Origin of the sequence: Paenibacillus sp. CR_12 (genome assembly GCF_041953985.1) — a bacterium.
Classification (GTDB): Bacteria; Bacillota; Bacilli; order Paenibacillales; family Paenibacillaceae; genus Paenibacillus_AQ; species Paenibacillus_AQ lautus_A.
Map to the genome: position 1 here is coordinate 108,577 of NZ_JAVFHO010000003.1, position 18,067 is coordinate 126,643.

Annotated in this window: 18 protein-coding genes; 3 read left to right on the forward strand and 15 right to left on the reverse strand. The window is 43.7% G+C overall.

Features of this window, described 5'->3' with window-relative positions:
- Positions 1-28: 28 nt before the first annotated feature.
- The 4 genes from RB297_RS12835 to RB297_RS12850 all read right to left on the reverse strand — a co-directional run bounded on the left by RB297_RS12835 (position 29) and on the right by RB297_RS12850 (position 3,447).
- The gene (locus RB297_RS12835) at positions 29-736 is read right to left on the reverse strand and encodes a sugar phosphate nucleotidyltransferase (RefSeq protein ID WP_375120638.1); all 708 of its coding nucleotides are present in this window, start codon (positions 734-736) and stop codon (positions 29-31) included.
- A gap of 28 nt (positions 737-764) precedes the next feature.
- Complete coding sequence (locus RB297_RS12840; protein WP_096775351.1) at positions 765-1,493, reverse strand: glycosyltransferase family 2 protein; 729 nt, start codon at positions 1,491-1,493, stop codon at positions 765-767.
- 12 nt (positions 1,494-1,505) lie between these two features.
- Positions 1,506-2,522 carry a glycosyltransferase family 2 protein gene (locus RB297_RS12845; protein ID WP_255250583.1) on the reverse strand — a complete coding sequence of 339 codons (1,017 nt, stop codon included), beginning with the start codon at positions 2,520-2,522 and terminating at the stop codon, positions 1,506-1,508.
- 118 nt (positions 2,523-2,640) lie between these two features.
- Positions 2,641-3,447, reverse strand: a complete 807-nt coding sequence (locus RB297_RS12850; RefSeq protein ID WP_375120639.1) for a glycosyltransferase family 2 protein — start codon at positions 3,445-3,447, stop codon at positions 2,641-2,643.
- A gap of 185 nt (positions 3,448-3,632) precedes the next feature.
- Between RB297_RS12850 and RB297_RS12855 the strand changes: the two genes are divergently transcribed.
- The gene (locus RB297_RS12855) at positions 3,633-4,034 is read left to right on the forward strand and encodes a CHRD domain-containing protein (RefSeq protein ID WP_096775348.1); all 402 of its coding nucleotides are present in this window, start codon (positions 3,633-3,635) and stop codon (positions 4,032-4,034) included.
- 130 nt (positions 4,035-4,164) lie between these two features.
- On the opposite strand, the gene RB297_RS12860 is transcribed toward RB297_RS12855, so the two are convergent.
- From RB297_RS12860 to RB297_RS12870, 3 genes are all read right to left on the reverse strand, one after another.
- Complete coding sequence (locus RB297_RS12860) at positions 4,165-5,190, reverse strand: glycosyltransferase family 4 protein (protein WP_375120640.1); 1,026 nt, start codon at positions 5,188-5,190, stop codon at positions 4,165-4,167.
- Positions 5,191-5,376: 186 nt separating this feature from the next.
- Positions 5,377-6,285, reverse strand: a complete 909-nt coding sequence (locus RB297_RS12865) for a glycosyltransferase family 4 protein (protein WP_096775346.1) — start codon at positions 6,283-6,285, stop codon at positions 5,377-5,379.
- A gap of 15 nt (positions 6,286-6,300) precedes the next feature.
- The gene (locus tag RB297_RS12870; protein ID WP_096775345.1) at positions 6,301-7,266 is read right to left on the reverse strand and encodes an NAD-dependent epimerase; all 966 of its coding nucleotides are present in this window, start codon (positions 7,264-7,266) and stop codon (positions 6,301-6,303) included.
- Positions 7,267-7,445: 179 nt separating this feature from the next.
- On the opposite strand from RB297_RS12870, the gene RB297_RS12875 reads away from it, so the two are divergent.
- Both RB297_RS12875 and RB297_RS12880 read left to right on the forward strand, forming a co-directional pair.
- Positions 7,446-8,459, forward strand: coding sequence for a glycosyltransferase family protein (locus tag RB297_RS12875; RefSeq protein ID WP_375120641.1), 1,014 nt, complete (start codon positions 7,446-7,448; stop codon positions 8,457-8,459).
- Positions 8,460-8,575: 116 nt separating this feature from the next.
- Entirely contained in the window at positions 8,576-9,853 is a 1,278-nt protein-coding gene (locus tag RB297_RS12880; protein WP_375120642.1) for a nucleotide sugar dehydrogenase, read from the forward strand.
- A 268-nt stretch (positions 9,854-10,121) separates the two neighbouring features.
- On the opposite strand, the gene RB297_RS12885 is transcribed toward RB297_RS12880, so the two are convergent.
- The 8 genes from RB297_RS12885 to RB297_RS12920 form a co-directional block, all read right to left on the reverse strand.
- Positions 10,122-11,423, reverse strand: coding sequence for a UDP-glucose dehydrogenase family protein (locus RB297_RS12885; RefSeq protein ID WP_096775342.1), 1,302 nt, complete (start codon positions 11,421-11,423; stop codon positions 10,122-10,124).
- Between the two features lie 42 nt (positions 11,424-11,465).
- Positions 11,466-12,173: a glycosyltransferase family 2 protein gene (locus RB297_RS12890; RefSeq protein ID WP_255250582.1), complete on the reverse strand. Its 708-nt coding sequence runs from the start codon at positions 12,171-12,173 to the stop codon at positions 11,466-11,468.
- Positions 12,174-12,406: 233 nt separating this feature from the next.
- A complete protein-coding gene (locus RB297_RS12895) occupies positions 12,407-13,090 on the reverse strand; it encodes a PIG-L deacetylase family protein (protein ID WP_096775340.1) in 684 nt (227 codons plus the stop codon).
- A gap of 217 nt (positions 13,091-13,307) precedes the next feature.
- Positions 13,308-13,892 (reverse strand): GNAT family N-acetyltransferase, encoded by a 585-nt coding sequence (locus RB297_RS12900; RefSeq protein WP_375120643.1) that lies wholly within the window; start codon positions 13,890-13,892, stop codon positions 13,308-13,310.
- Positions 13,889-14,119, reverse strand: coding sequence for an acyl carrier protein (locus RB297_RS12905; protein WP_009591683.1), 231 nt, complete (start codon positions 14,117-14,119; stop codon positions 13,889-13,891). Before RB297_RS12905 ends, RB297_RS12900 begins: the two co-directional genes overlap by 4 nt.
- Positions 14,116-15,531 (reverse strand): HAD-IIIC family phosphatase, encoded by a 1,416-nt coding sequence (locus RB297_RS12910; RefSeq protein ID WP_375120644.1) that lies wholly within the window; start codon positions 15,529-15,531, stop codon positions 14,116-14,118. Before RB297_RS12910 ends, RB297_RS12905 begins: the two co-directional genes overlap by 4 nt.
- Before the next feature lie 392 nt (positions 15,532-15,923).
- Positions 15,924-17,105 carry a phosphotransferase gene (locus RB297_RS12915; protein WP_096775336.1) on the reverse strand — a complete coding sequence of 394 codons (1,182 nt, stop codon included), beginning with the start codon at positions 17,103-17,105 and terminating at the stop codon, positions 15,924-15,926.
- Positions 17,106-17,326: 221 nt separating this feature from the next.
- Positions 17,327-18,052, reverse strand: coding sequence for a WbqC family protein (locus RB297_RS12920; protein ID WP_096775335.1), 726 nt, complete (start codon positions 18,050-18,052; stop codon positions 17,327-17,329).
- Positions 18,053-18,067: the final 15 nt, after the last annotated feature.

Consider the following 18,067-nt stretch of genomic DNA (forward strand, 5'->3'; position numbering starts at 1 on the left):
CCGGATTTATTCATTCCCGAAATAGGGTTCACCACAATCGCCCACTGGCTTGGTACAGGGACTGGAAGGTTCCGGCGTCCGTCCACCATCCGTCTAATATGTCATAGGTAAGCTGCCCCTTCGATGCATACACATTGTTCACGTCGGTGATTTCCAATTCGCCTCGTGCCGATGGTTTTATGGTTCGGATCGTTTCAAACACCGTCGAATCATACATATAAATACCGGTTACGCAATAATCGGATTTAGGCTCCTCCGGCTTCTCTTCGATCATGACGATGTTGTCTTTCTCCAAGACGGGAACACCGTATCTCTTCGGATCATGAACTTTCTTCAGAAGCACGCGCGCCCCAGTGGCCTGTTTTTCAAAAGCTTGCACAAAGGTGATTAGTTGATCCTCAAACAGATTATCGCCAAGAAGCACAACGAACTTTTCGCCAGGTGTTATGAACGGTTCGGCAAGGTACAATGCTTGGGCAATTCCCCCGGCTTCTTCCTGGACTTTAAATGTGACGCTGACTCCCCATTCTTTTCCGCTGCCGATCAGGTCTATATATAAACCTGCCGATTGCTTGCCGATCACGATGAGAATTTCCTCGATGCCCGCTTTTTTGAATTTCTCGATTCCATGACATATCATCGGAACCTTCCCGACAGGCAGCAGATGTTTATTTATGACTTTGGTCAATGGATAAAGCCGGGTACCCGTACCTCCTGCCAGAATGACGCCCTTCATATAATCCTTCCTTTCGCAAAATAGATGATTATACATAGATCGTTGGATCGACGCCCCATTTATCCATGAATTTTTGTTTGTTTGTATCGATAAGATGCTTCACTTGACTCATGTCCTGCTTGGCAAAACTGGCACTCCCATGATGAAAAACGAAAACATCGCCCGCGATCCTGAACGTATATCCCGCATTCCTGGCCCGGTAACAATAGTCATCGTCTTCAAAATGACCTGGTGAATATCGTTCGTCCAGCAGTCCGATGCGATCCATCAATTCCCGTTTAAACAGGAAACATAAGCCTACGATTCGATCCACTTGAAGCCACTTACTGGCATCCGGCTCATTCAGCTGGTTCGACATCTCTTCTAAGCTGGTATAAGGCATATCGATCTGTTGTTTTCCGCTTGCATAGTTGGTAAGCGGCCCGACGATTCCGATCTTGGTTTCGCTGTTCAAACAATTCAACATATTCTGCAACCAGTTGCGGGTGACGATGACATCATTATTCAGCAGGAGCAGCGTATCGCCGGTTGCAATTTTCAAACCCTTGTTGCATGCAGCTGGAAAGCCAATGTTGTTTGCCAATGAAATGAAGGTAATCCCCTCCTGACGGCAGATGTCAACGGTACCGTCGGAGGAACCATTATCAACAACGATGATCTCGTAAGGCTCATTCGTATGGCGTTTAATCGAATAAATGCAATCCTTTAGCAGCTCCCTGCCATTGAAAGTCGGAATAATGATGCTTGTTTTTTTCATAGCTACCACCTTCTAAACCTTGGTTAGCTGCCTTTGTCTAATCTGATCCATAAAAGATAGCCGCGGCCCCTTTATGTCGAATACCGTTTTGAGAGCTTCGATGTGGTCTCCGATGATCAAATCGGCAACTGCATTTTGTTGTCCGACATTTCGAGCTCGGAGCCGATTTTTCGTAATGACGTCTACGCTGGCCGGTGCATTTATTTTCAAACCCTTTTCAAGGGCAATGACTTGCGCTTTCGGTGGGACAGATAAATTGGCGTATCCGATGATTTGGGCAGCCTCCTTCCTCATCGCGTGAGGTACCGCGGTAAGCGAATTGGCTTCGAGATCCGCCCTGCCCATGGATCGGTTAATAAACTCCTTCACTATGGTTACGTAGTCTCTGTTGGTAAACATTCCGATCAATGGAGAAATATCATTTAAGGCAATATCGCTACCCTGTTCAATGGCATCAATGAAAGGTACGAGATGCTCTGCTAATATCGGAACATCTCCATCAAGGAACAGCAGAATTTCAGAATCGGCTAACTTCGCCCCGACCGCTCTGCCAACATCGTGTCCCAAAGCTTGTTGGTAGTGTACAATGATGGCTTTCGATTGGTTTCGGATCATTTCAAAGCTTTCATCGGTGGATCCGTTCACCACAAAAATGATTTCATGAAGCGGCAGCCGATGAAGCTGCTCCAGCAATTTTATAATCGTGTCTTTCTCGTTCATCACCAAGACGATCGCCGCTACCCTTTTGTCCGTCGGCAGGAGAACGGCATTTCCTAGAAATATTCCGGAATGCTTACTGTGTCCTTCCACAAATTTGGACGCCGCTGCGTGGTAAACCGTCCATGGCAGCGGTTTGACTGAATGGTACCAGCGATTCCAGCTCTCGTTCACTTTGATATGGGGGGGGGTATCCGCCGTTGTTGAAGCTTCATGGGCCGCTTGCTGATAACCGGCAGCATAAGCTCTCTCTTTCCAATTGTCGACCGCTTCGTTTGAAATCCGGCGATTCTTGAAAATAAGAGCCCCCAATTTATGACCGCTCCGTTTTCTCTTGGTCCTAGCTCTTTTATTTATGGGTTTCATTGCTCTCCTTAAAGAACTTGAGGCGGGTATCATACCTCGTCTCCGCTTTCTTCGCACCATCTCATCACCACACGCTTTCTCTTTTTCGTGCGAGATCTGATCGATTCCCCCGCATGCCGGATTGAGAGATTAACCAATTTATTGCCTCCAAATGGTCCCCCACAATCAGGGTTTCAAGGGGATCATTCCCTCTGGTTCTACCCCTCCTGGGATTTCTTTTTCCTACATCCACGTAATGAATCCCCCGTACCTTCAAGCCATTATAAATGGCCATGGCTTGAGCTTTCGGAGGAACGGCCAAATTGTCGATACCAATCAGATTTACCGCTTTTCGGCTCATTGCATGTGGAATGGTTGTAAGTGAAGCTCCTTTCAAATCGGGATTGGATACCAAAATGTTTAACGTATGCTTAGCAAGGATAACGCTGTGAACGTGATGTTTATCGGTCGGACCCAAATACTTGTTCAAAGCCACGTCCACCCCCTCTTCTACGGCTTTTGTCAAAGGGGTCATATCACTTGCTTTGATTACGATGTCTGCATCGGTAAACAGCAAGATGTCTCCTCTAGCCGCTGCAGCGCCGATACTTCGTCCCACGTCATGACCGAGCGGAAACGGCAGGTGGATCACCCTCGCTCCGGTGCTCTGAGCAATTTCTGCCGTACCGTCCGTTGAACCATTGGCAACAACGATAACCTCTGTGTTGGCGTGCACTTGGCTGGCTTGCCGAATGACTGCCGCAATGGTCTTCGCTTCGTTCATGGCAGGAATGATGACGGATACCTTAGGAAACTCGGCATTTATGATCGGGGACAAGGATCCTCTCCTCTTTTTTCTGTTAAAGGGACTCGCAGGACTTCGTTTCGACATGTTTCTCACCTGCCAAGTTGGGATTAAGAACACTTCCTCCTCATTTTATGTATAGGTTTATTTACTGTAACGGCGTTCGTACCTTACACCGAAATAAAATTGGGTTGAGCTAATGGACCAATAAACATACAACTCTATCGAAATTGAATAAACTAGAGCATCAAAAAGGAAGGAAGTGAAGACCTATCAGAACATTCAGGGCATCATTATTAGGTAGAAACGAGGTACCACCTGTTAGAACGATAGCCTTTGGAAATACGGTTTTTCGGGTCAACAGAACGGGTACCCAACTTCGGTTCAGACTTGTGGTCAATAATATTAGCCGTGTTACCCAAGCTCATATTCATCTCGGAAGAGTCGGAGAAAACGGTCCCATTGTCGCCTTTTTGTTCGGGCCATCAAAATTCGGTATCACCGTAAGACGGGGAGTCGTCCAGGGAATATTGACGAATCAGGATTTGATCGGTCCTCTGCAAGGCAGAACGATTCGAGATCTGATCCGTGAATTCGAGCGTGGCAATGCCTATGTGAATGTTCATACGATCCAAAATCCGGATGGTGAAATTCGCGGGCAAGTCCGCCGATAGGTTAATAGTGTAAGAGTATTGCCCTGTGAACAACAGCTCCATTATGAAACATGTAATTCACAAGCCAAGCATATTCATGTGGTATAATAACAGGCCGAGCAGTTTAACTGCCCGGCTTGGTTTATGAAACTTATGAAAGTTTGGATAATATCTTCAAGTAACGATTTGCATATTTCTCTTCATTAAATTCCTTTCTTATTTTTCGTAGACCATTTTTTTGGAGCGTATCACGTAAACGTTGGTCAGTTATTACTTCTTTGACATACCGAACAGAATTGTCAATATCTCCAAGTTGGTAAAGCAAACCATTTTGTCTATGCGTAATGATCTCATTTTTCCCGGGTACATTGGAGCTTACAATTGGAAGCGCACACGCCATTGGCTCAAGTATGTGATTACCTAATCCTTCTCTAGTAGATGTCGATAGTATGCAACCTCCTGTATCTCTTATCACAGAGTAAACTTCCGGCATATAATGATTTGGTACATGGCTAATTACTTTAAGAACATTCTCCAGTCCTTTCCGAGAGCTTTTTCTGAGTAATCTCGGATATTCTCTAGTTGTATCTCTATTGCAAATGATCCAAGGCTCTATAATTTCTGTTTTTCTCAACTTTGCACAAATTCGTACAAATTCCCGCCAGTTTTTACTGCGTTCAATCCTTCCAACATATGCGATAACTTTATGGTCTTTTTGAGGAGCAGGGCATTCCTTCCAACTTCTGTCCGATGGCTTGCGATAATGAAACATCGGATGTACCGTATTGCCATCCACAAAGACCGGAATATTCGGCGCTAACCGCCTAACCATCGGTTTCAAATACTCGGCGATACATAGAATGCCGTCCACTCTTCCGTATTGATTGAGATTGCTGATGTACTGAGCAATGCGTGTATTCCATCCGCGCACTTCATATATAATTTTTCCGGCAAAACGATCAGGTACATGCGGAAGATATTCTAGGGAGTAGATAAATGACAAATAATTGTAGTTCCCGTCATTAATCTTTCGTTTAAAGTGATCCACGGATTCTATGAAGCAATGGGGGATATCGTTGAAGATATATTCACCATCACCTCGAGCAAAAAAAGCGACCTCCGATTTGACGCCATATTTTTGGAGTGCGAGAATTCGGTTTCGCAGCGTTGTCTGCAATCCTCCTACATTTGGCCTTGGTACAAGATATAGTACTCTAATTTGATCTCACCCCTAGTTGTATCGATTCTGTGTTCCTGAAACGTTCGGATTTTATTCCCCTATCTAGCACTTCTCGATAGAAACAAGGAAGCTATGCCCGCTTCCTTGTTTGAAATTCGGCTTCTATCCCTCCTTTCTTTTTCACTAAACGACTGACTTAAAGAATGCCTCCCAGTCTTTTTTACAAATGTCCCATGTCCAGTTATTAACGATCGTTTCCCTGATATTTGTCCCGAACTTTTTACACTCCTCTGGATGTTTCATCAAATATTTAATTTGCTTTCTCATTGCTTCAGCTGTTCTCGGAATAATAATCCCATTCTTTTTGTGTTCAATCAATTCAGGAACAATTCCTACCTTTGTCGTGATGATAGGCACACCGCAAGCGGCTGCTTCCAGAACGGGATTCGGAAGACCTTCAGATCGGCTTGAACATATGAAACAATCAATATCCTGATAGAAGTCTACCATCTTGACCCGCGGCACGTAATGCTCTTTATAGGATCTTATTTCAAGCTTTGCATCCAATCCTTTCAGTGCCTTAAGCACGAGGTCATATCCTTTCAGTTCTCGATGCTTGGCTTCATCTATCCGGCCTACCCAGCCTACCTTGAACGTATCGGAATCCTTTTTTCTTCTACGCCTTGGTTTAAATAAATTTGTATCAATACCTATCCGAGTTTTGTATATGGGGGTATGAGGTTTAAATGTTCGAACGATCTCGTCTGACCAGGCATTAATCCCACGCATTTTGTTTATAAATTGCAAAAATTCCGGTTTGAACATTCCCTTGTCAATCAATTGCTTTTCATAAACTCTAATTGACGTTATCCCTGTTGCCATCTTGTTAAACGGGACGCCTCCACGATTCAACTTTCGGGCAATCGTCAAAGAGAGCGGATAGATCAGATCATAATTTTTGTGATCAATGGACTTGATTTCGCATTGATACTTTAAATCAAATCGAATCCCCTTCCACTTGAGCGCCATTAGATCCTTCGCCCGGTTATCGAAAGCCCATCCAGGATCATTAGGCACCAAAAGTATTTTCATTCTCGTCACGCTCACTTAAATAGGGTAATATGCCTTATACCAATCTATAAAATTTCCGATGCCAATCTCAATTGGCGTATCCGGTTTAAAACCGGTATCCTTCATTAGGTCCGAAACATCTGCATAAGTTACCGGGACATCCCCGGGTTGAAGCGGCATGAAACGCTTGTCTCCCACTTTGCCCAGCTTCTTTTCGATGATTTCTATGAATGCGATCAAGTCGACAGGGCTATGGTTACCGATATTGTAAACCTTATAAGGAGTCGGATTCGGTTTAGGATTCAAGGGAATCAAACGAACGATCCCTTCGACAATATCATCAATGTAGGTAAAATCCCGTTTCATCTTCCCGTTATTGTAGATGTGGATCGGCGAACCTTCAAGGATCGCTTTCGTGAAAATAAACAGGGCCATGTCGGGTCTACCCCACGGACCGTACACTGTAAAAAATCGTAATCCCGTCGTAGGCAAACCGAAAAGGTGGCTATACGTATGCGCGAGAAGCTCGTTTGCTTTCTTAGTTGCGGCATATAGGCTAATGGGACGATCAACCGTATCTGCCGTCGAATAAGGCAAGGATGTATTTAACCCATAAACCGAGCTGGACGAAGCATAGATCAAATGTTCAATTTTATGATGGCGACAAGCTTCTAAAATGTTCGTAAATCCGACGATGTTTGAATCGATATAGGTATGCGGGTTTTCCAAACTATACCGAACACCTGCCTGTGCAGCCAGGTTTATTACGATCTTAGGCTCCCATTGCTTAAACAGTCGCTCAATCCCGTCACGATCCTCTAAATTCCCCTTCTGAAAAATAAAGTTCGGACGTTTTAATAACTCGAGCCTGCTTTTCTTCAAGGTAACATCATAGTAGTCATTCAAATTATCCAGTCCGATAACTAGATGTCCTTCTTTCAGAAGCCTAGCAGTCACATGTGAACCAATAAAGCCGGCACAACCCGTGACAAGGATAGACATATTTTCACCTCCCCATGACAAATCATAGGATAATATATGTCCCCGCGTTCCTAGTGAAACGGCGTATGTATATATATCGCCGATTTAACGCTTGCCCAATCGTGTATTCGTTAATAAACATAAACTATTGAAGCAATTAGCCTTAATGGCATTTATCAATATGAAGAGGAGGAATCCGGGTGAAAGTGCTTCACCTGCCGGTTGGCAGGCAGATGATCGAGATGTGCGCTGCATTGCGTGATATCGGTGTCGATGCTACTTCTTGCCATTTCAGGGAGCGAAGTATTCTTCAACAGCCTGATCAATGCCTGCACTTGGAACGGTTAAGCGGTGCCGAAAGAAAAAAGCAACGGGAAGAGTTTCTGACTGAAGCAATTGAGCAATACGATGTGTTTCATTTTCATTTTGGTGAGACGTTCTTCAAGGACAGGTCGGACTTAGCCATTCTTAAAAACCACGGCAAGAAATTAGTGGTTCAGCACCGGGGCTCAGACGTACGCATGTTCTCCGTCGCCAGCAGCTTCGGCAATCCGTTTGTACGTGTGAAAGGTGGGCGGCGCAGGGAGGAGAACAAAATTAGACATAAACTAGAGGAGTTGTCGGAGTACATCGACCACGCAGTTGTTGCTGATTATGAACTTTATCCTTATATCGAAAAATATTACAAATATGTCCACGTTCTCCGACAGTTCATCACGCTGGATAAATTCATCCCCGTTTATCCATCCAAAGATAGCGAAAGTCCGTTAATTATACATGCACCGACAAACCCCTATTTGAAGGGCACTGAATATGTTTTAGAAGCCGTTGAACGTCTTCGAAGAAATAACATACAGTTCGACTTTCAATTGGTAGAGAATATGACACATGACAATGCGATTCAATGCTACCGCAAGGCAGATATTATCATCGATCAGCTTCTTCAAGGCTCGTTCGGCGTGTTTGGACTAGAAGGAATGGCGCTTGGTAAACCTGTGCTGTGCTATATTCGCGAAGAGCTGAGGGATAAATACCCGCCTCTGCTGCCCATTGTCAATGTGGATCCGAACAACCTTTATCGTGTGCTTGAGCAGCTTATCCTGAAACCACGGTTGCGTCATCTCATTGGATTGGCTAGCAGGGAGTATATAGAGGATTATTACGACTCTCGTTCGCTGGCAAAGGATCTAAAACAAATTTATATGAATTTGTAAACGATTAAATCACTTTTATTTATCCACTCATTGGTAAATAGTGATATATATCCCATATCAAGTATATTTAACACCGCATACTATAGCATTATTCGAACAGTGAAGGTGGGATAAACTTGAATCGTAAAATTGCCGTAATCGGCCTTGGATATGTAGGACTTCCTCTCGCGCTGACGTTCTCGAGGGAAGGCTACCAAGTGAGCGGAATCGATCTTGACCTCAATAAGATTCATTCAATAAAGATAGGCAAGAGCTATTTGCTTGATATATCAGACGATATCCTTCATTCCGAGGTGATCTCGGGAAATTTATCCGCCACGAATGATTTCAGTGTTGTTGCCGATGTTGATGCCATCATCATTTGCGTACCGACACCATTAAATGAAGAACACGTTCCTGATCTTAGTTTCTTAATAAGTGCCGGGAATATGTTAAATGAGCACATTCAAAAAGGACAAACGATCATTCTGGAGAGCTCTACTTATCCGGGCACTACAAAAGATGTATTGAAACCATTGCTGGAGAAAAAAGGCCTTAAGGCAGGCATAGATTTTTATCTTGGCTACTCCCCTGAACGCATTGATCCCGGCAACCAGCAATTTACGTTCCAGGCCATACCAAAGCTGATCAGCGGCATCACGGAAATGTGTGCGCAAAAAGTTTATGGACTGTATAGCTTGGTCTTTGACCAAGTCATAAAAGTATCTTCGACAGAAGCGGCAGAGCTGACAAAGTTATTAGAAAACACATATCGTTATGTTAATATATCGTTTATTAACGAATTTGCGACGCTATGTGATCATCTAAAAATTGATGCATGGGAAGTTATCGATGCTGCCGGTACGAAGCCCTACGGTTTTACGAAGTTTTTTCCGAGTCCTGGAGCAGGAGGCCACTGTATCCCCGTAGATCCATTGTATCTTCAATGGAAGGTGAAGGAAGCAGGGCTGCATAGTTCCTTCATCGAATCGTCCGCAGTAATAAATCAGAAAATGCCTGCTTATATTGTGAATCAAGTTAAAGCGCAAATTCATTCCAATTGGAAGGAAGCCAGGATTCTTGTTATCGGCATTACCTACAAGAAGGATGTCAATGATATACGCGAATCCGCGGCAATTGAAATCATGCGTCTATTAACTCAGGAAGGATGTTATCTGGAATATCATGATCCTCTAATATCACGCATGACATTGGATGGTGTAACCTATCAAAGCATCGATCTCACCGAGGGAAATCTCGCAAACGCGGATTGCGTTATCATCGCGACCGATCATTCCCAGCTGCCGGTGGAGTTTATTGTGAAACATGCATCACTAATCTATGATGCACGAAATATTACAAGAGGCCTTACCGGAAGAGGTAAAATCATCCGCTTAGGGGGAGGCGGGAATTGAATAACATAGTTGCCATTTAAATGTCAGCCAATCTAGAATATGACCGCTCGTATAGAATGCGAGCGGTCTTTTTATCTTAAAGACTCTCTTATTTAAAGTCTATATTTTGGATATAATCCCCATTATAAGCATAGTTCAAAAGAATCCGATATATTGCTCGAAATCTATTGCCCGATGCTGATTTATAGTAAAGTCTTGTTGTAATTTTCACTCAAACAAATAGACCTTCCTGACTCCTCAGAAAGGTCTATCTTGACTCCACTATCATTCAATTTCTTCCTACACCCCAATATTGAAAACCAACACTCTTCAGCATTTCTCTATCTAGAGCGTTACGGCCGTCATAAATCAGGGTTCCTTTCATTAAAGACTTTATTTTCCGCCAATCCAGATGTAAAAACTCCTTCCATTCCGTACAAATCGCAACTGCATCTGCATCCTCGACTGCTTGATAAGCATCATTCGCGATAGAAATATCGAGAACCTGCTCTTCTACTTTATGGTTGGCGACAGGATCAAATCCAACTACTATCGCCTCTTCTTCTAGCAACCTTCGACATAACCTTAACGAAGGCGCCTCCCTGATATCATCGGTGTCGGGTTTAAAGGCTAAACCCAGTAACGCAATCCGTTTTCCTTTCAAATCCATCATCGTTTCTTTAATCTTGTTCATAAACCAGTCCGTTTGCGTTTGATTGATCTCTTGGACGATTTTTAAGAGATTCATTTCCACACCGGCCTCGCGCCCCATCATGATAAGGGAGGAGATATCTTTAGGGAAACAGGATCCTCCATAACCAAGTCCCGCCGACAAAAAATAGTCCCCTATCCTTTTGTCCGCACCAACCCCTTTGGCTACTTCGGTTACATCTACCTCCAGACGATCGCATAACCTAGCTATTTCATTGATAAACGTAATTTTCGTGGCTAGAAACCCATTCGAAGCATACTTTATCATTTCCGCTTCTCGCGGACTCGTAATTTGCTTAGGCACATCGATTTTTTGATACAGCTTTAGCATAACCTCGGTAGCCTTAAGCGACTGGCAGCCGAGAATAATTCGATACGGATTCCTCGCACCCTGTAAAGCCATTCCTTCCTGTAAAAACTCGGGATTAGATACCACATCAAACGTTACTGTATAATCTCTCGTAATTAATTGATCGTTAATGATGGATTCTATGCGGCCCGTAGTGCCGACTGGCGCAGTGCTTTTATTGACTATGACTCTATGTTCTTTAATATGTCGGCCAATCTCCATAGCTACGGCATCAATGTATTTCATATTCGTACGGCCATCTGTCACGGAAGGAGTGCCAACCGTAATGAATAATACCTCCGCTTTATCCACAGCTTCTTCCACCCTATTAGTGAATTCAAGGGTTTGCTGTTTTAATAACGACTGTATAACAGATTCCACACCGGGTTCATAGATTGGAAGCCTACCTTTTTTCAATTGATCTATTTTTTTATCATCCTGATCCACACCTATGAGCTGATAGCCTAATTCTCCAAGCGAAGCGATTGTAGTGATCCCGACATATCCTGTACCTATCACCGCAATTTTCATATATCACCTTACCTTAGACCATCTTTCGTAGCGATACCCTAGCTAAACGACATCATCACGGGTAATTCTCGGGATAAAATTGTTGGTATACCTGACTAATTTACATCTGGCCATGTAGTTCCCCGTACTCGTTTTTTGCGTATGCGAATGAATATCTTTTCTCCTTATACACACATAATTGTGTTTAGACACCGAGTAAATTTTATACCCCTTTCTCTTACACCTTCTTAAAAAATCCGAATCGCTCCCATTTACTTGCTTCTCATCGAATTTAATCTTATTCCATACATCCTTCTTAAATACAAGAGTTCCTCCCTTAACCTTTCTTCGGTACTTCCTTTCGCCTCCATCTCTAAATAGCATTAGGGCTTTTTTCTCCTCAAAATAAATAAAAGCCGTATGCTTCCCGACAATAGACGCTTTACTGCGAGCAAGAGCATCAAGTGATTCCTTTAAATAGCACGGAGCATAATAATCATCATCATCAAATTTTGCAATGACATTGTATTTTGCTTTCTTGATACCATAATTCAAGCAGGCACCTAAGTTATACTTCTCTGACACCTTATAAACGGTTACGCTCTTATGTTTACCAGCCATCTTCCTCCAATATTTAATATCCATATCATCTCGATTTAAAATGATAATCATTTCTTTGTTTTTTACTTTCTGGCGTACATAATTTTGGAATATATTATTCATAAAATCAGGTCTCATGGTACTAACTATGATTGAAACTATCGGACTCACCCCTTTGTCGTGTCGGCTTTCCTCTTATTGTTAGATTATGAATCATATCTTAAGTGGTGAACGGCGAATGCATTAGATCATTCACATAATATCTATGCAACTATGATTCATTTTGCTTGCATTTATAAAAAACCTTTTCAATGTGGCTAGCATATGTAGTGGGGCACACGACCAAGAGCCTGAACCATGGGTACGGTTCAAGCTATTTACCTTGATCATTTCCTTCCCTAGAATTAAAATAACAAAGCTCTTATCAAATGGTATTTCTCTGCGTAATCAAATCCTACTTCCATTCCTCGTTTAGCTGCCCATTCCCGTACAGATTCCGGAGAAATCAAATGACGGGGTTCCCGCAGCTGTGATTTGTGTTTACGTAATGCTTCTATCTTCTTGTCTATCGTATCACTTATATCCAAGTACAATTCTCCAACGTCAGCTAACTTTGGATACTGCCAAACAATAAGAGGGTATTCGTACATGGCAATAACTTTATAGTGCCGATCAGGAATCGGCCGCAGGCCTGTCAGACAAGCTTCAGATAGTACCTTGTGATCTTGATTGAAGCTGGGATAAGGCAGGAATACCATAGTAGGATTAAATCCTGTTAAATATTTATCAATTTTTGTTACAATTTCTTTTTTAGGAACTGTATCCAGAATACTCTCTTTATCATCATACATGATGTCCCAGTCATGGCATCCTAGGTATTTCAACGCTGCAAAAAACTCCTTCTTACGTGAATTTTTACTCACTGGCTTCTCTCTGTGCCAAAAAAATGTGTTTCCAACCGATGCCAAAACAACCTTGACAGTGTTATTATATCGGCAAGCCTTTTCTATCAATCCACCGCATCCCAATACTTCATCATCAGCATGTGGTACAAATATGAGAATTCTCTCATTTCCTGATTCGAGCATAATCTCACCCTCCCTTTAACTAGATGTTAGCGGAAAGCCTGTCCTTTCACTTCCTATTAATATTTATATGAAACTCTTAAAAAATGTTCTTGGACTTTAGAAAGATTATGCTAAATACCCGCCATCCGAATCTAAAAAAGGACTGATCAACAACGAAATGACAGCGAGTGTATCGCTGTCATCAACTGGTATTATGCGATTTTTTTCGTAACGAACGTTATCCTTCCGAATTCTCCCCGAGCAGACGCTCCGCTAAAATGGCGGGCTTCTCTAAACGTTGTTGTACCGTTGGCCAGTTCTCCTTCGTAGCCGTATGAATAACCATATCGTAAGGGACCCCCCTGATCGTCAGGCCATTGCGTTCGATTCCGGTTCGCGGCAGCCCGCAGTGATCATGAAAAGAAACGACGCTCGCATTCTCGATAACCGTATTGGAAAACACACTGGACAAACCCAGAATATCGAACGCAACGTGAAAAATAAGCCATACGCTGGCAGGAGCGGCTGGGATCGAATCGGAAATGATCCATCTTCCCCAATTGCCGGCTTGACCATCAATATCATAGATCGCGATGGTTCCGATCGGCACTCCCGAGAGAAGCTCAATGCAGAAGTAATAATCGCCCTCTCTATGAAAATATTCTTTCAACCATGCTTCATGCACAGCATAACGGGAGTCGATTTCTCCGATGTACTTCGATAACTCAGGGGACCTTCTTAGCTTGAAAATAAATTCGGCGTCGTCCATCGTAATCGGTCTTAATCGAATGCCGAAACGTTCAACGGTGATGTTGTGGTTCACGACTTCACCTCAATGATCCTGGCGATGTCATCCAAGCTTTGAATACCCGCTACTTCCCTGATGGAAAAGCGAACATCGAACTGCTCTTCAAGGCGAAGAATGAGCTCCATATGCTTTAAAGAATCCCAATTCGGCAATTCTTCCCGCTTTGGATTACCATGAGGCGGTATCGGGGTGTTCAACACCTCGGATAAGATCGACCCAATTTGTTTGCGTATTTCCGTCATCGATTTACCTCCACTCTGGCAGGATGGTTCCCGCAAGCAGCTTTTACACGTGCATAGAGATCCCTAAGCGGCAGCTGTTCCGGCGAGCCCTCAACAAAACGCTTTATCCAGTCCAAGGCGGGGGCATTCCGCGGCCCCTGGGACATCTCAATGTGGATACGCTGCACTCCGCGATCCATCAATTTCTCCAAGGTCCAGGCAAAGGTTACCGTTTCAATGTCACGTCCAAGCGCCCTGCAGCTAAAAAGCGTCTCGATTAGATGCGCTTGTTCGCCATCCAACCTGCATACAAAGGTGCCGATAATTCCGCTGTCTGACAGTATATCCGATAGGCCAACCGTAATCGTAACGTATTTGGAGGCGTCCATAACGTCATTTGCTTCATTTTCTGTCATACGCCTTAGAGCCAGGTTAAACTGATTTGTTTTATGACTTAGATCATACAGCCGCTTGACATGGGAAGCTTCATTCTCATAAATGGTAATGACCATGTTCAAGCTGTCTAAATAGGAATGGTAATCCGATGCTGTTTGCCTGATCTTCTCTCTTGCCTGATTGGCCTGGATATCCGTTGTTCGGGATACGGCAATGTCATCCCGGTGAAGTTGATACAATCCGGGAAAATGACATAAACCCAGCATCGTTTCTTCACCGTTTCGTTTGGCACGGAGAAGGCGCACCTCCGGTAATTCTGCAGCCATCTTCACCAATTCCGCCGGATTGTCATCCACAAACAAGAAGGCAGACGGATCGATATTCAGTATTTGAGAGAGCCGATTCAGATTTTCTGCTTTTGTCTGCCAATTTGCACGAACAGCGGCAAAATCGTCCCATCTCAGCGGAAAATCGGTGCGCGCATCGAACAGTGCTTTAACATCTTCCTCCTCATTTCGGCTGCATAAGGTAAGCATAATTCCTGATTGTTTTAGTTGAAGCAGCAGCCTTTGCAACCGATGATGGCCTTCCGTTAACGTTACCCCTTCAGCTCCTTCTTCTCCCAGGACTCCGTGATATAGCGTATCATCTAGATCCAGTGCAATCGCTTTAAGCCTTGGAACCAAGGAAGCGGGCAAGAGTTGGACGCCAAGGTGACGGGAAATCATCGTTGTTGCCTGATTGGAAAATGGGTAGTTGCTGATTTCTTCGTTCCGATAATCATAGAAGGATTCGGTGCCTTCATGGGCCAATTGGGCTAAATCGATCAGAACACAGCCCGTGTTGTTCTCAACCGCCTCCAACAAAAACGAATTTAACTTCCGGAACCATCCACGGTCGCTGGCACGGAAGCTGAGCACCCTATCGGCATCTTCCAAGGACTCCGGCCAGTTATTTATCCAGATCGGTTTATCCGTTACCATTCGCAGTTTAACGATCCGTTCATTCAGCCATTGTCCAGCTTCTTGTGCACTCATAGAGCGGGCGTAAATCCGCCAATCTAACCAGATGATATATACATCCGCCTGAGCTTCCCCTCCAATACCGGACAGAGCGCTATCATAATCCGAGTAATCAAAACAGACATCAGCCTCCCATAATCCGCAAAACGGAGACATCAAATTGGCAACAAACTCAAAGGGCATCGTTCTGTCAACTCGTATTCGGAAGGTTCGAATGCTTGGAAGCTTCGGGCTTCCTGCAATCCGACTCCTGGAGGGAAGGGAGCACAGTAGAGAATCCGCTAAATCTAAACGGGTTAACACATGATTCATTCCTATACCTCCCTCCTGTTTTCAGAGCTTTGACCTGGCCATCATGCCAATGTTTCTGATACTCCCTGATCCCTATCCCGCTAAAACCATTGGCATTAATATAACCCGAGCTCCTTACCCCACACATTGATTCTTTCTAGATAATGATCCAATAAATGAACCGTCTTCAGATCCTCCACGCCCCAAAAAAGCTGCTGGAACAAGCTGCGTTCCAAAACGCGCTGCAAATAAGCCATTTTGTACAACGTAACCGGGTCGGTATCGAACCGAATTCCATATTTGAGCATTTCTGCGGCATATAAAGGCGCACAGCGTTCAATTACGGCATATTCGTCGCCTCTCCAGTCCTTGCGGTATGCAAAAAACACACCCATTAAATTAAACATATCGAACCAGCAAGGTGAGAAACGTGCACCTTCCCAATCGATAAACTTAATGTTCCAGTTCTCTTCGGCTACATTGTGGCAGCCGATATTCGGTGTTTGCAGATCATTGTGAATGATGCTTTTACCTGCCTGCAGAAGCTCGGGAAAATAAATAGGTCCCTTTTGTAACATGGTACGGACATTAACGTAGCTAGACTCCAGCCTCGCCTTTAATTCGGGACGTTCCATTGCCTTATCCAGATATTCTATAGTTCTTTGATGCGTTTTCTGGCGTTCTTGCGTTGAGGCGGGGGAATCGTAAAGCGGGAGCCATTCCTCGAATGTTTCCCAATGACTATAAAAATTGTCGTTATAGGTTAACGCGTGAAGTTTCGCCAAGGAAGGGATAATCCGGTCGAAATAATCAGGTGTAAAGATAACCTGACCCTTTACTTGAGGGACGAACTCCATGAATACCCATACATCATCACCATTCATACCTTCCACGATCAGATATATGTTAGGTATCAGATCCGATAAAATATGGGTTGCTTTTCGGTACATGTTTAACTCGATAAGTTTCTGTTCGTTCACGGGTGCTTTGAATATCTTTAAAATCATTGGATATTTTTGTCCGTTTGCCGTAATTTCGAGTTTCCAGATTGCACTCTTGAATGTTTCTTTCAAACACTCCATATTTCCGTCGTTCAAAACAACGGAAGAACCGAAATGGCTTGCAATCTGATCAGCGCATCCAAGCTCCCGCCACTTCAGACTTATATCGTTAAGAGGCGGGTTTGCCAATAAGGCTTGTGCATCCTCAAGCCCTTTATTATATCCATCTTCTTTTCCCTTTTTAAATCCATCCGTACGACCTTGCTCGAACCCTTCCGAATTTCCTGTTTTCACCATATCCGCGATCCTCCACTCCGTATTCCTTTTATATCCTATGTGGAGGACCTCCGACATGACATTAAAAAAACGCGATTTAACATTCCGTATACACGATTTAACATTCTGCGAATAAATGAATCACGATTGACAACCATTTTAGCTGATCTCCGTAGATTGGCCTTCTACTATCTGATTCTAAAAAAAAATCACGAGCATCGATCTCGTGATTTCTAGCGCATTTATTCATACCTCTTCCAGCCGGTTGTTCCCCCAGCCAGAAGCAGTTCTTTCGCGTCATCCAGACTCACATTGGAAATGAGATCCAAAATGGATAGATTCCCTACAAAGTTCCCTTTGCCCTGAGGATACTCAGGGCATTTCCAGTCTTGTACGATAACGCTCAGATTACGACTCCGAAAATGATTGAGGTCAACGTATAGCTCAAAACCGATCCCACCACCAATATACTGACTCCCTTCCAGTTTAGAAACAATCTCCGCGATGCGCTCGGAAGCTTTAAACTCAGTTGCTAGGCCTGCAGAGCCAATGATCTCCCCATGCCACCCCAATTTTCGCAGCATATCCACCGTGAATTGTTCGCAGAACATCTGAAAACTGGAATTTAGTCTTTGATGATGATGAATATATTCAATGGCAGCTGACCAGAGCATCTCAAAATATGGGCTTTTGCGATAAGCATGGTGAAGTGTCGTTTGCAGCCTCTGGATCCAATCATGGTGGTATGCAATGGAGGCTGCATTGATTTTCACCCGATTTCCGCCAGGTATCGGTATCGTAAACAAATGCTCGCATCCGTTTATTTTCAAAGAAAACCGAGTCTGCCCCACCTTCTTATTAAGCTGGACATCATCCAGCATAACCCAGATGTCACTGTTCATGATTCTATTGAAGTAGTGAAGGGGGGGAAAGACATTGGGTTGATAAACGCATATCCTCTTTGACATCTCGTCCTCCTCCCA

What these genes read in the sequence shown, in the direction of transcription:
- RB297_RS12835 (WP_375120638.1), bottom strand. Translation starts at nt 736, where the DNA reads ATGAAGGGCGTCATTCTGGCAGGAGGTACGGGTACCCGGCTTTATCCA.
- RB297_RS12905 (WP_009591683.1), bottom strand. Translation starts at nt 14,119, where the DNA reads ATGACGGAAATACGCAAACAAATTGGGTCGATCTTATCCGAGGTGTTG.
- RB297_RS12865 (WP_096775346.1), bottom strand. Translation starts at nt 6,285, where the DNA reads ATGAAAATACTTTTGGTGCCTAATGATCCTGGATGGGCTTTCGATAAC.
- RB297_RS12920 (WP_096775335.1), bottom strand. Translation starts at nt 18,052, where the DNA reads ATGTCAAAGAGGATATGCGTTTATCAACCCAATGTCTTTCCCCCCCTT.
- RB297_RS12895 (WP_096775340.1), bottom strand. Translation starts at nt 13,090, where the DNA reads ATGCTCGAATCAGGAAATGAGAGAATTCTCATATTTGTACCACATGCT.
- RB297_RS12840 (WP_096775351.1), bottom strand. Translation starts at nt 1,493, where the DNA reads ATGAAAAAAACAAGCATCATTATTCCGACTTTCAATGGCAGGGAGCTG.
- RB297_RS12850 (WP_375120639.1), bottom strand. Translation starts at nt 3,447, where the DNA reads ATGTCGAAACGAAGTCCTGCGAGTCCCTTTAACAGAAAAAAGAGGAGA.
- RB297_RS12915 (WP_096775336.1), bottom strand. Translation starts at nt 17,105, where the DNA reads ATGGTGAAAACAGGAAATTCGGAAGGGTTCGAGCAAGGTCGTACGGAT.
- RB297_RS12885 (WP_096775342.1), bottom strand. Translation starts at nt 11,423, where the DNA reads ATGAAAATTGCGGTGATAGGTACAGGATATGTCGGGATCACTACAATC.
- RB297_RS12910 (WP_375120644.1), bottom strand. Translation starts at nt 15,531, where the DNA reads ATGAGTGCACAAGAAGCTGGACAATGGCTGAATGAACGGATCGTTAAA.
- RB297_RS12870 (WP_096775345.1), bottom strand. Translation starts at nt 7,266, where the DNA reads ATGTCTATCCTTGTCACGGGTTGTGCCGGCTTTATTGGTTCACATGTG.